This is a genomic window from Desulfuromonas sp. TF (genome assembly GCF_000472285.1).
In the GTDB taxonomy this organism is placed as follows: Bacteria; Desulfobacterota; Desulfuromonadia; order Desulfuromonadales; family ATBO01; genus ATBO01.
The window spans coordinates 36,811-49,160 of the sequence record NZ_KI421419.1 but is presented as its reverse complement, the minus strand read 5'-3'; the positions used below and the strand labels follow the sequence as shown (position 1 = coordinate 49,160).

Sequence of the window (12,350 nt, the reverse complement as noted above, 5' to 3'; positions counted from 1 at the left end):
GCGCCCCCCCGCCGCTACGGTCTCAAGGGCCTTCCCGACAACACCATCCGCCTCAAGTTCATCGGCTCGGCCGGCCAGAGCTTCGGCGCCTTCATTCCCCGCGGCATGACCCTGACCGTCGAGGGGGACGCCAACGACTACTGCGGAAAAGGCCTCTCCGGAGGGCGGATCATCCTCATCCCTCCGCGAGGCGCCGCCTTCGATCCTCAGAAGAACATCATCGTCGGCAATGTCGCATTCTACGGGGCGACCGCCGGGGAGGCCTTCATCCGCGGTATGGCCGGCGAGCGCTTCTGTGTGCGCAATTCCGGGCTGACCGCTGTCGTCGAGGCGGTGGGAGACCACGCCTGCGAGTACATGACCGGCGGCCGGGTGGTCGTGCTCGGGCCGACCGGCCGCAACTTCGCCGCCGGGATGTCGGGGGGGATCGCCTATGTGCTGGACGAGGCGGGATCTTTCGCAGGCCATTGCAACTCCGGCATGGTCGATCTCGAAAGACTGGAAGATCCAGGCGAAATCGCCGGGGTGCGGGAGCTGATCGAGCGCCACCGCGACCTGACCCGGTCGGACCTCGCCGAGGCGGTCCTCGCCGACTGGCCGCGCAGCGTTTCGCGCTTCGTCAAGGTATTCCCCCGGGATTATCGGCGGATGCTGGAGGCCATCGACCGCGCCACCGAATCTGGCCTCTCCGGCGACGAGGCGCTGGAAGCCGCCTTCGAGGCGAATGCGAGGGATGCGGCGCGGGTGAGCGGCAATTGAATTTCCGGTCGGAAATGGTCCTTTTCCGCCGTGGCGGCGTCAATCTGCGGCCTTGTTTGTGCGGCGTACAATGTACGCCTCCGCGCAATTCCTTGATTTCCTTGCCACGACGAAAAATTCCTCGTTTCCAGCTCGGAAATTAGTTTGAAATAGCTGAAAACTGGTAAGAATCTCTTTGGGTGGGTTGAACGATGGGCAAGCTGGGCGGATTTACTGAATATTTCCGGGAACTGCCGGCCGACAGGCCGGTGGGGGAGCGGATCGCCGACTGGGAGGAATTTCACCTCCACTATCCCGAGGAGAAGGCCCGGGAGCAGGGGGCGCGCTGCATGGAATGCGGCACTCCGTTCTGTCACACGGGGTTCATCATCGCCGGAGCGGCGTCCGGCTGCCCGGTCTACAACCTGATTCCCGAATGGAACGATCTGGTGTGGCGCGGTTTGTGGCGCAAGGCGCTGGAGCGCCTGCACATGACCAACAACTTCCCCGAGTTCACCGGTCGGGTTTGCCCCGCCCCCTGCGAGGGGGCCTGCGTCCTCGGCATCATCGATCCGCCGGTGACCATCAAGGCGATCGAGCAGGCGATTGCCGACCGCGGCTTTGCAGAAGGGTGGATCGTGCCGCGGCCCCCCGCCGGGCGGACCGGCAAGCGGGTTGCGGTGATCGGTTCGGGGCCGGCGGGACTCGCCTGCGCCGCCCAGCTCAACAAGGCCTGGCACGAGGTGACTGTCTTTGAGAGAGCCGACCGCATCGGCGGCCTTCTGACCTACGGCATTCCCAACATGAAGCTCGACAAGGCCGTCGTAAAGCGCCGGGTCGATCTGCTGGAGGCCGAGGGGGTGGCCTTCGTCACCGGCGTCGAGATCGGCCGGGACAGGACCCTTGCCGAGTTGCGCGGGGAGTTCGATGCCGTGGTGATCTGCTGTGGGGCGACCCGGCCTCGGGACCTCAAAATTCTCGGCCGCGAAGCGGAAGGCATCCACTTCGCCATGGAGTATCTTACCCATAACACCCGCAGTCTTCTGGACGGCGCCCCCCTCGAAATCACCGCCGAAGGAAAGGACGTGGTGGTCATCGGCGGCGGAGATACCGGAACCGACTGCGTCGCCACGGCCGTGCGCCAGGGGTGCAGGAGCATCACCCAACTGGAAATCATGCCCCGCCCGCCGCAGGAGCGCGCCCCGGGCAACCCCTGGCCGCAATGGCCCAGGGTGTACGGCCTCGATTACGGGCACGAGGAGGCGCGGGAGATATTCGGCGAGGATCCCCGCCTCTACCTGACAACGGCCGAGCGGTTCCTGTCCGATGCGACGGGACGGGTCCGGGAAATTATGATTCACACGATCGAATGGCGGGAGGAGGCCGGCATCACCCTGCCGACAAAGGTGCACGGCACCGAGAAGACCCTCCCCGCCGATCTGGTGCTGCTGGCCATGGGGTTTCTCGGGCCGGAGGAGTCGGTGATCGAAGGTCTGGATGTCGAGCAGGATCCCCGAAGCAACATCAAGGCCGAATACGGTCGATTCGCCACCAGCGTCCCCGGCCTGTTCGCCGCCGGCGACGCCCGACGGGGCCAGAGCCTGATCGTATGGGCGATCAACGAGGGAAGGGGGGCAGCCCGGGAGGTGGATCGCTACCTGATGGGAGAGACCGATCTGCCCTGAGTTTCCTCATTACTGCACTTCGTGAGGCGCGCGTTCTCCCTCACACTTCACGGATTCAGGCGGATTTCTTGCTTGCGATATCCATTCTCTCCCTGCAGGTCTCACTTGGCCAGCTCTGGCTTTTTTCATCGAACTGGACCTGAAAATGGTTTCCTGAACAAGAGGTCACCTTACCGATTGCATGCAGTGTCAGATCTTCGACAAACCGTTCTTCACCATCGGCAACGCCTTTGCACAAGGCTCTGAATTCTGGTTTTCTCATGACAGACTCCTTTCTTCATCCGCATCGGATGTGAGATGCGCGGCTTCTGCCTGCCGCGTCTTTCCTGTCTTGTTCCGAAATTATAACATGAACACGAAGCGTGAGATTCCCCTCCATTTCGCTGACCTACACAAAAGAGTTCTTTTCAGGAGGGTGCGATTGATAACAGCGTTCTAGCATTCTGTTCAGGGATGAATCTTGTTTTTGTGGACAGGTCTTCATTAAGGCAATAGGTAAACAATCTTTTAAAAAGATGTTATAATTTATATACATTTCCTGACTTTTCCCATGGAGGTAAAATAGTGGAACCGGAACAGCGTTTTCGCCTGCTGCAGCGGGCAAGGCTCAAGACCTTTTTCAAGAGAGGGTTCCTGTTACTGCTCTGTGGAACCCTGCTGTACTATGCTGTGGCGATCGTTTACGCCACCAAGACCATCTATAAGGTCCGGCGCAACTACGCCGTGATTCTCGAGGATCTCTCGGGCGAACGGCGGGTGGTAAAGGATGTCGGCTGGCACGGCCGCCTGCCGTTTTTTACACGTCTGGAGCTGGAAGTCCCTCTGATGAACCAGGAGCTTCATCTCGGCGGCATGCCCGATTCCCAGCGCATCATGTCGCAGGGGAACGTCTCTCTATGGGCGAGCGCCATGCTCACTTTCCGCATCATGGACCTGGAGCGGTGGGGAATCGAGAACAAGTCGCCACAGGCCCTGCTGCAGAATGATTTCGACGGCATCGTCAAGGACATCATGCAGGGCCGCACGGTCGACGAACTGATCTCCGATCGGGAAAGGATCAAGGAGGAGATCTATCGCGACCTCAAGGAGCGTGCGATCAACGAAGGAGGTCCGACGCTGGAGGAGAAATACGGCATCGAGGTGGTCTCCTTTATTCTCCGCGATACCCGCTTTGGCGAGAAGCTGGCCGAGGCGAGTGAAGAGAAGAAACGCCGGGAACTCATTGCAGAGGCGGAGAACTATGCCGCCGACCTCGAGGCGAGCCGCACACGAAAGCTCTATGCCGCCTACAGCGACTCGATTCGGGATTTCCGCCGTTCGCTCGGTCTGAACAGCGATGGAGACCGTTTTCTTTTCGAATTCCTGAATCAGCAGAAATGGGCCGCCGCCTACGAGAAAAACCAGCAGGGGCAGAACACCTTCGTTCTGACCAATACCGGCGGGGCGCCTCCTGTCGTCCTTCCGGCTCCTGCGCCGAAAGAACACTCCAGAAAGGAAACGCAATCCACATATGTCCAGAGTGCGAAAGACCAGAAGCCCCGTCTACGTGAGGCTGTCGGAGCGGCGGATCAGGCAGATTGAGGCGCTGGTAGCGGGCTGGAGTTTCGAGACCCGCCTCTTTGTGCTGCGCCGCCTGCGACAGTACGATCCGACCCGCTCACCTTTCGAGGTGATCAGGGGCTGGTTGCGTCTGCTCAAGCCCGCCGAACGGAGCTTTCAGATCCTGCGCGATCCCGAGCTGCTCAACGACTGGCGGCGGCGCTTCGAGGTTTCCGGGTCGCAGAGCGCTGCCGCGGCTTGGGAAAAGATCCTCGGCAAGGAATTGGACTGGCATGACTACCAGTATCTGACATTCCTGCTGGAGAAGCAGACGTCCGACGTTTTCGTCCCTCCTTCCTTCCTGGAATTTTTCCGCAAACTCTATCACGCCCATATCCTCAAGGAGTACAACGAGGATCCCGCTGTGCCGCGAGCCCCGCTCGTCCTGGTCATCGGCGGCAGCGGCAGCGGAAAGAGCGCCACCGTCAAGCAGGCCCTGGAGGATGCGGTCTTCGGCGCCGAGGTGCGTCCGGTGGTCGACCTCGAGGCGAAGCGGGAAGATGTTCTGGCCGACGAACCCTTCTGGCGCAGTCTGGAGGACGTCGATCCGGAGCTGGCGGTGCGCCTGGAGCGCCGGCGCAAGGCGGAGCGACTGCGCCTCTTCTCCCGCCTTCCGGTGGTGAAGTACATGTTCCGGGAGCGGATCAGCCAGGCTCTCTCTTCCCTGGAGGAGGAGGGGGTCTATATCGATTACGCCATGATCACCCCCAACGATTATCAGACCGCCTGGGCCGGTGAGCCCGGAAACTACCTGCGCAAGGCCATGGGCGACCCCCGGAGGACCTGCATCCGGCACCTCGAGGAAGCCCACTCGGCCTTCGGCCGGCCGGACCAGATGAGCAGCGTCAAGGGGCAGCAGGCGACCCTGGTCGATGCCGGCAATATCCTCCTGGACGAGATCGCCATGGGGCGTCGCGACTGCCTGCTGATCGCCACCACCGACCAGCCGGAGCAGTTCGACCCCGCCATCTACCGCCGTTTCGTCGAACGGGGGCTTGTCCTGGACATCAGCGAGCTGTGGGTGGATCCGGCCAATCTCAAGGAAGTGGTGCGCCTGGAGCTGAAGCGCAAGAATTTCTCCTTCTCCGCTCCGGCCAACGGAGCCCGGCTCCTGTCGGAAAAGGTGCTGGAGGAGACCGTCGCACGGCTCGACCCCATCTTCCGTGAGCGGAGTCTGCGCATCACCCCCGCCTACGTGCGCCGCCTCATCGACTCCATCATCGCCCTCAAGGGCGACTTCCGCTCCGATTATCTCGACGATCAATACCTGGTGCGCGATGCCCTCAAGGCCGTTGCCCGCAACGTCCATGGATCCCTGTACAAGAAGCTGGTGGGGCATATGGACCGGAGCATCCGTTGGGAGGACTATATCGGGGGGATCAAGAACGAGTTCTCCGAAATGGCCAACAATGCCCTGTATTACAATATCAGCGACGAAAAAGGGGTCGTCCTCACGGGACCGCCCGGATCGGGCAAAACCTTCATGGTGAGGGCCTGGCTGGGGGACAACGTCGAGGTGCAGGATCTGGTGGTCAATCTCAACGATCTCACCGATCCCACCAACCCCCTGGAGGGGATGGTGGAGAACCTGGAGCGGGTTTACGACATCGCCAAGATGCTCTCTCCCTCCATGGTCTTTTTCGACGAGGGCGATTCGGTGGCGCCGAGGCGATCGCCGCAGGGGGGAAGCCCTTACGACAAGGTGACAAACAAGTTTCTTTCCATCATCGACGGCGAATCCCCCCTCTCCCGGGTCTTCACCGTTCTCACCACCAATCGGCTGGACATCCTCGATCCGGCCCTGATCCGCTCAAAGCGTCTGAAGGTGCTCAACGTGACCGGACACATGAGGGATGACGATGCGCTGCGCATCATGCGCAAGGAGATGAACGGCATCCCTCTGGAAGAGGAGCTGACCCACGAGGAGATGGTTCGCATCGCCCGGAGCATCTGCGAAACTCCGGCCGACTTCACCGCCTTTGCAGAAAAGGTCCGATCCCTGCGCTCCACGGAGGTGGAGGTGCTCGATAAACTGATGTCGGCGGTGAAGGAGAGCGAGGCGGAGCGGGCACGCTTCGTGCGCTTCAACTACAAGACCCTGGTGGGACTTCTGGAGGGGGCCGGAGGAGAGCCGAGTCTCGCACTGAAGGCACGGCACGGAGAGGAATCCCTCCTCGGCTGTCTGGATGAGGCCGCCCAGCGCCTCTCCCGCATTCGCGATTCCGGTGTTTTTCCGGTCATCCGCTGGCATCTGCACAGTGCCCGGCAACAGCTCGCCAGCAGTCCGGCCCGCAAGGGGAAACAGCAGCTCGACGAGTTTCTCGAAACGGAACTCTCCCATGAACCCCAGGTCGGCTTCGTGGTGGGGGTGGGCGCCAATGAAACCAGCGGGGTTCTGCTCCCCATCGCCTCCTCGCTGGTCTACCGCGTCTTTCCGGAAAAGATCGTGGTGACCGGGGCGGTCTCCTCGTCGGCTCCGGGCGCCGCGGAACTCGACCTCGCGGTACAGATGACCCACCAGAGCGCCCGGGAGGCCCTCACTTTGGTGGAGAATTATCTCCAGTACCTCTGTCCGGCCCTGAACGTTCCCCGCATCCTTGGTGAATTCCTGGACGGCTACAGCCTGCACCATCAGCTCCTGTCAGCCTCTTACAGCGTGGGCGGACCTTCCGCCGGTTTTGCTTTGACCATCAACACCCTCTCCATTCTTCTCAGCCTTCCGGTTCTCAACGACTTCGGAATCACCGGCGCCCCATGGACGAAGGGAGCGCAGCGGGGCGAGGTGGGGGCATCGGTCATCATCGGCGGACACCGCAAGAAGACGGAGAAGGTACTGCAGTACCTCTCCCGCATGTACATGCCGCTGCAGAACTATCAGGATATGGAAGCCGAAGTTCTGGAGGCCTATCGGATAGAGGGGAGGGATATCAGGGGGGTCCGCAGTTTCTCCGCTCTGGTTCCCGAGGTTTTCTTCTTCGGTGATTTGCAGCAACGCCGTCTGACCGAATTTCTGCGTCTGCGTCGCGAGCAGGATCTTACGGATGGCTTGCGGAACGGACATTCATCCCGTCGTCAGGAACTGGAGAAATGGGAATCGGAACTGCGTCATCAGGCGGAGGAGGAGATTCGGCGGCGCATGGAAGCCGTGCACGAAACGGTGAAAAGGGGGGTCATCGCTTACTCCAGTCTGGAAGAGATTTTCCGTCAGCCCCCGATGCCGGCGGCGGAGAAGCGGGACGAGGCGCTCTGAACGGACGCCCCGGCCGAATGCAGCACGTCCCTTTTTTTATTCCACCACCCAGACGGCGCAGCCCTTAGCATGGCGGAGGATCCGGTCGGAAACGCTGCCGATCAGGTAATCCTTCATCGAGGAGCGTCCCTGCTTCCCTACGCAGATAGCTTCGTATCCTCCTTTTTCCGCCTCAATGAGGATCTCGGTGGAGATGTTCTGGACATCGGCGGCGAACTTGCTCTCAACCTGATCGGGCTTCAGGCCCAGTTGCTCGGCCCGGTGCTTGAGGAAACGGAACATTTCGGCATCGCGTTTCGCCTCTTTGCTCTCGTAGTCCTCCACATCCTTGCGGTGTTTCTCCAGCTTTTCGTCCCATTCCCCCTTGCCGGGCAGTTTGTCATACTCCATGACGTTGATGGGAATGGGTTCTCCGACGTGAAAAAGGGTCATCTGGAAATTCTTGATATCCCGGCCCAGCTTTGCCGCATACTCCACGGCGTGCTCAGAAGCGCTGGAGCCGTCAACCGCCACCAGGATTCTGTGTGCCATAATTTCCTCCGCTGTTGTCTGCTTTGAAAACCAGTATATCAATGGCTGTTTTAGTTTGCAATGTTCCGAAATTTCGAGGTTTATGATCGCCGAATGTATTGAATAGGCAGCCCTTTCTGATACGCTTTGCCATATCAATTTTGCTGAAACGGGAGGCGCTCATGGCGGTTGACGAGTTTATCCTGTGGTTCGGAGATGTCGGTAAGGAAGACGTTGGCAGAGTCGGCGGCAAGAACGCATCGCTGGGGGAAATGGTCCGGAACCTTTCTCCCCGTGGAGTGCTGATTCCGCCGGGGTTCGCCGTGACCGCGGCGGCCTACCGTCGATACATCGGGAGCGCCGGGATCGAGGAGAAACTGCGGGATCTGCTGGGCAGTCTGAATACGGAGACCGGAGAAAACCTGGCCGAGGTGGGGCGCAAGGTGCGCCGTACCATTCGCTCCGCCCCTTTGCCCGAGGAAATCGATGAGGCGATCCGCAAGGCCTACCGGCAGATGGAGGAGGATTTCGGCAGGGACTGCGACGTCGCGGTCCGCTCCAGCGCCACCGCCGAAGACCTCCCCGAAGCGTCTTTTGCCGGCCAGCAGGAGACGTTTCTCAATATCCGGGGGGAGGAAGATCTGGTGGAGGCCTGTCGCAAGTGCTTCGCCTCCCTTTTCACCAATCGAGCCATTTCCTATCGACAGGACAAGGGATTCGACCATTTCGACGTGGCCCTGTCCATCGGAGTGCAGAAGATGGTTCGTTCCGACCGGGCCTGTGCCGGGGTCATTTTCACCATCGACACGGAAACCGGCTTTCCGGATGTGGTCATGATCAACGCCGCTTGGGGGCTCGGCGAAAACGTGGTCCGAGGCGCAGTCAATCCGGATGAGTATTATGTTTTCAAACCGGCTCTGAAGGAAGGATTCCGGTCCATTATCGGAAAGAACCCAGGGTCCAAGGAAAAAAAGATCGTCTACACCGAAGAGGGCGGCAAGGGGGCAACCCGGGAGGTCTCCGTGTCCAAGGAGGACCGCCGCCGGTACTGCCTGGAGGACGAAGAGATTCTCTCCCTGGCCCGGCAGGCCTGCAGCATCGAGGAGCATTATGGCCGTCCCATGGATATCGAATGGGCCAAGGACGGCGAGACGGGAGACATCTTCATCGTCCAGGCCCGGCCGGAGACGGTCCAGTCGATCCGCGAGAAGAGCCGCCTGGAAACCTACCGGCTGAAGGAGGAGGGAGACGTTCTTGCTTCAGGCAAGAGCGTCGGCAGCAAGATCGGCGCCGGGAAGGCACAGGTGATCAAGGATGCCCATGATATAGATCGCTTCGAAAAAGGGTGCGTCCTGGTCACCGACATGACCGATCCGGACTGGGAACCGGTGATGAAGAGGGCGGCGGCCATCGTCACCAACCGCGGGGGAAGGACCTGCCATGCGGCCATCGTCAGCCGGGAGCTCGGCATCCCCTGCGTTATCGGCACCGTCGACGGGACGGTGAAGATCCCGGATGGTAAGGAAATCACCGTCTCCTGCGCGGGGGGGGAGGCCGGCAAGGTCTACCGGGGAGCTCTCGATTTCGACGTGGAGGAGATCGATCTCTCCGGAATGGAGAGGCCCCGCACCGCGATCATGATGAACCTGGGAAACCCGGAACAGGCCTTCGGCCTGAGCATGATCCCCAACGACGGAATCGGACTGGCCCGCATCGAGTTCATCATCAACAACGCCATAGCGGCCCACCCCCTTGCCCTGCTTCACCCCGACCGGGTGGAGAAAAAGGAAACGCGGCGGCAGATCCATGATTTGACTTCCGAATATCCGAACGGGGAAGAATTTTTCGTGGCCAGGCTGGCCCAGGGGGTGGGGACGCTGGCCGCGGCCTTTTACCCCCGGGACGTCATCGTGCGGATGAGCGATTTCAAGACCAACGAGTACGCCGGGCTTCTCGGAGGTGAGGGATTCGAGCCGGGCGAATCGAATCCGATGATCGGCTTCCGCGGCGCCTCCCGGTATTACGACGAGCGCTACCGGGAGGGGTTTCTTCTCGAATGCCGGGCGATGAAGAAGGTGCGGGAGGAGATGGGGCTCAAGAACGTCAAGCTGATGATCCCCTTCTGCCGCACGGTCGAGGAAGGGCGCCGGGTGCTGGAGGTCATGGCGCAGGCCGGACTGAAGCGGGGAGAGGACGGACTGGAGGTCTATGTCATGTGCGAGATCCCCTCCAATGTCATCCTGGCGGAGGAGTTCGCCGAAATCTTCGACGGCTTCTCCATCGGCTCCAACGATCTCACCCAGCTCATCCTGGGGCTCGACCGGGATTCGGAGATCGTCGCCCACCTCTACGACGAACGCAATGAGGCGGTCAAGCGGATGATCGCCGACGTCATAGCGCGGGTGAAAAAGACCGGCCGCAAAATAGGCATCTGCGGCCAGGCTCCCAGCGATTACCCCGAATTCGCCGAGTTTCTGGTCGAGTGCGGCATCGACAGCATCTCCCTCAATCCCGACACCGTTTTGCCGACGACTTTGCGCATCCTGGAGGTGGAGAAGAAGCTCGGACGCGGAAAGGATTGAAACTACCCTGAATCGGTGTCAAAATCACAAGACAGCCTCACGCGGAGACGCGGAGGCGCGGAGAACCCCAGGTAACCAGGAAACTCTCCAGGTCAATCTGCCCCTGAGTCGTTTGAAAGTTTGTCTTGGATTTTCTCCGCGTCCTCCGTGGCTCCGCGTGAGTACGATTTTTGAGGAGGTTGAACATGGCGATGGTGAAATGGGATCCGCTGCGGGAGCTGCGGTTGATGCAGGATCAGATGAGCCGCCTTCTCGATTCAAGTCGCAACCTGGGCGGAGAGCCGCTGGAGGAGGGGCTCTGGCAGCCTCCGGTGGACATCTATGAAGACGATCGGGAGGTGGTGGTCAAGATGGAGGTTCCCGAGGTGGATCAGAAGGATATTCAGGTTCAGATAGAGGATAACATTCTGATCATCCATGGAGAGCGCAAGCTCGAGCGGGAGGAGAAAAAGCACAACTACCACCGCATCGAATGCTTCTACGGAAATTTCCGCCGGACTTTCGCCCTGCCGGCTTCGGTCGATCAGGATAAAGTGGTCGCCAATTGCGAAAAAGGGATGCTCAAGATCGTCCTGCCGAAAAAGGTTGAAGCCAAACCCCGTCAGATCGATGTGGAAATGAAGCCGTGAATCGGTTGAGAAAAGTCTCAGCCCTCGGCTGCCGCCGGGGGTGTCTGGAATTCCGGCCGTCCGAGCCGATCGATATCCATCCCTGAGAAGCGCGCCTGCGCTTCGGCGGGGAGCCCGTCCTCTTCCTTCCCCCGCAGGTAGACGCTGCGGCTCGGGAAAGCGATCTCCATTCCCAGTCTTTCCAGAATCTCCATGATCCTCAGGCAGACATCCTCTCTCGCCTCCAGATATTCCCCCCAGACGGTGGTGCGGGTGAAGCAGTACACCAGGATGTCCAGTGAGGACGAGGCGAAATCGGTGAAATGGACCAGCATGAACTCCTGGTCGATGGCCGGGTGCTCCTTGAGCATGGCGCGGATTTCGGAGACCGCCAGCCGCATCTGCTCTCCCGTCGTCTCGTAGGTCACCCCGACGGTCAGCTTGATGCGCCGCTTGGGCATGCGGCTGAAATTGTCGATGGACTGGTTGGTGATGGTGCTGTTGGGGACGCTGATCAGGGTCTTGGCAAAGGTGCGGATCTTGGTCGAGCGGAACCCCACTTCCTCCACGGTTCCTTCCATGTCGCCGGTCTTGATCCAGTCGCCGATGTGGAAAGGGCGGTCGAGGATGATCATCAGGGAGCCGAAGACGTTGGCCAGGGTGTCCTTGGCCGCCAGGGCCACCGCCAGGCCGCCGATTCCCAGGGAGGCGAGGAGGCCGGAAATGGAATATCCGAGATTCTGGATGGTCAGGAGGGCGGCGATGAAAATGACGAAGGCGCGCAGGCTCTTGCGGACAAAAGGGAGGAGGTGGTCGTCCAGGGTCGATTCGGTGCGGCTGACCCATTTCCCCAGCCAGGTTTCGACCAGGCTGACCATGTTGAAGAGAGCCCAGGCCACGTCGAAGGTGACCAGAACCTTGAGCATCGCGGACGAGAACCGGCGCAGGTCGACAGGTTCGGTGGGGAGCTGGAGGACCTGCTGGGCAACGAACAGGCCGACGATGACGATCAGAAACTCGGCAGGCTTCCGGATGGCAGTCAGGAGCTGATCGTCGTATCCGGTTTCCGTCTTGGCGGCCAAGGGAAAAACAACCCGGGTGAAGAGGTGCGCCAGGATCTTCTTGAGAACCAGGGCGATGACCAGGACGAGAAAGGCGGCGGCGAACCGTCCCAGGCCAATGCCCATGAAAGCGCCGGAAAAAAGGTTTTCAAGACTCTCGATCATTGCGGACTCCCGTAGAAAAATGAGCCCTTATCATTACCAGATGAGCCCGGCGAATGCAAGCGCGACACCCTTGAGGGGTCGCCCCGAAAGCCCCTGATGAAGTGTGCGGAGGTTTCTGCTAGACTGATATAAATATCTGAAAGCACGGGAGG

At 60.4% G+C, this 12,350-nt stretch carries 8 protein-coding genes and 1 pseudogene; 6 read left to right on the top strand and 3 right to left on the bottom strand.

Going from position 1 to position 12,350, the window contains the following annotated elements; genetic code table 11:
* Both DTF_RS27210 and DTF_RS0110240 read left to right on the top strand, forming a co-directional pair.
* Positions 1–759: pseudogene (locus DTF_RS27210) on the top strand (glutamate synthase subunit alpha); the annotation flags it as partial.
* Between the two features lie 191 nt (positions 760–950).
* A complete protein-coding gene (locus DTF_RS0110240) occupies positions 951–2,423 on the top strand; it encodes a glutamate synthase subunit beta (protein WP_027715245.1) in 1,473 nt (490 codons plus the stop codon).
* A 55-nt stretch (positions 2,424–2,478) separates the two neighbouring features.
* Here the strand turns inward: DTF_RS0110240 and DTF_RS0110235 are convergent, their stop codons facing one another.
* Positions 2,479–2,685, bottom strand: a complete 207-nt coding sequence (locus DTF_RS0110235) for a hypothetical protein (protein WP_027715244.1) — start codon at positions 2,683–2,685, stop codon at positions 2,479–2,481.
* Positions 2,686–2,987: 302 nt separating this feature from the next.
* Here DTF_RS0110235 and DTF_RS23020 point away from each other — a divergent pair, with 302 nt between their 5' ends.
* Both DTF_RS23020 and DTF_RS23015 read left to right on the top strand, forming a co-directional pair.
* Positions 2,988–4,004 (top strand): SPFH domain-containing protein, encoded by a 1,017-nt coding sequence (locus DTF_RS23020; protein WP_081702915.1) that lies wholly within the window; start codon positions 2,988–2,990, stop codon positions 4,002–4,004.
* Complete coding sequence (locus DTF_RS23015) at positions 3,934–7,272, top strand: AAA family ATPase (protein ID WP_051361218.1); 3,339 nt, start codon at positions 3,934–3,936, stop codon at positions 7,270–7,272. Before DTF_RS23020 ends, DTF_RS23015 begins: the two co-directional genes overlap by 71 nt.
* A gap of 36 nt (positions 7,273–7,308) precedes the next feature.
* Here DTF_RS23015 and DTF_RS0110220 read toward each other — a convergent pair whose 3' ends face one another.
* The gene (locus tag DTF_RS0110220) at positions 7,309–7,803 is read right to left on the bottom strand and encodes a universal stress protein (RefSeq protein WP_027715243.1); all 495 of its coding nucleotides are present in this window, start codon (positions 7,801–7,803) and stop codon (positions 7,309–7,311) included.
* Between the two features lie 161 nt (positions 7,804–7,964).
* Between DTF_RS0110220 and ppsA the strand changes: the two genes are divergently transcribed.
* Positions 7,965–10,364 (top strand): phosphoenolpyruvate synthase, encoded by a 2,400-nt coding sequence (gene ppsA, locus DTF_RS0110215; RefSeq protein ID WP_035056706.1) that lies wholly within the window; start codon positions 7,965–7,967, stop codon positions 10,362–10,364.
* A gap of 185 nt (positions 10,365–10,549) precedes the next feature.
* Positions 10,550–10,993 (top strand): Hsp20/alpha crystallin family protein, encoded by a 444-nt coding sequence (locus DTF_RS0110210; protein ID WP_027715241.1) that lies wholly within the window; start codon positions 10,550–10,552, stop codon positions 10,991–10,993.
* Positions 10,994–11,010: 17 nt separating this feature from the next.
* Here the strand turns inward: DTF_RS0110210 and DTF_RS23010 are convergent, their stop codons facing one another.
* On the bottom strand, positions 11,011–12,198 hold the full coding sequence (locus tag DTF_RS23010) for a mechanosensitive ion channel family protein (RefSeq protein WP_081702914.1): 1,188 nt from the start codon (positions 12,196–12,198) through the stop codon (positions 11,011–11,013).
* Positions 12,199–12,350 lie beyond the last annotated feature (152 nt).

Excerpts from the sequence above, each read along its gene's own strand:
- DTF_RS0110240 (WP_027715245.1), top strand. The coding sequence starts at position 951 with ATGGGCAAGCTGGGCGGATTTACTGAATATTTCCGGGAACTGCCGGCC.
- DTF_RS0110235 (WP_027715244.1), bottom strand. The coding sequence starts at position 2,685 with ATGAGAAAACCAGAATTCAGAGCCTTGTGCAAAGGCGTTGCCGATGGT.
- DTF_RS0110210 (WP_027715241.1), top strand. The coding sequence starts at position 10,550 with ATGGCGATGGTGAAATGGGATCCGCTGCGGGAGCTGCGGTTGATGCAG.
- DTF_RS23015 (WP_051361218.1), top strand. The coding sequence starts at position 3,934 with ATGTCCAGAGTGCGAAAGACCAGAAGCCCCGTCTACGTGAGGCTGTCG.
- DTF_RS0110220 (WP_027715243.1), bottom strand. The coding sequence starts at position 7,803 with ATGGCACACAGAATCCTGGTGGCGGTTGACGGCTCCAGCGCTTCTGAG.
- DTF_RS23010 (WP_081702914.1), bottom strand. The coding sequence starts at position 12,198 with ATGATCGAGAGTCTTGAAAACCTTTTTTCCGGCGCTTTCATGGGCATT.
- ppsA (WP_035056706.1), top strand. The coding sequence starts at position 7,965 with ATGGCGGTTGACGAGTTTATCCTGTGGTTCGGAGATGTCGGTAAGGAA.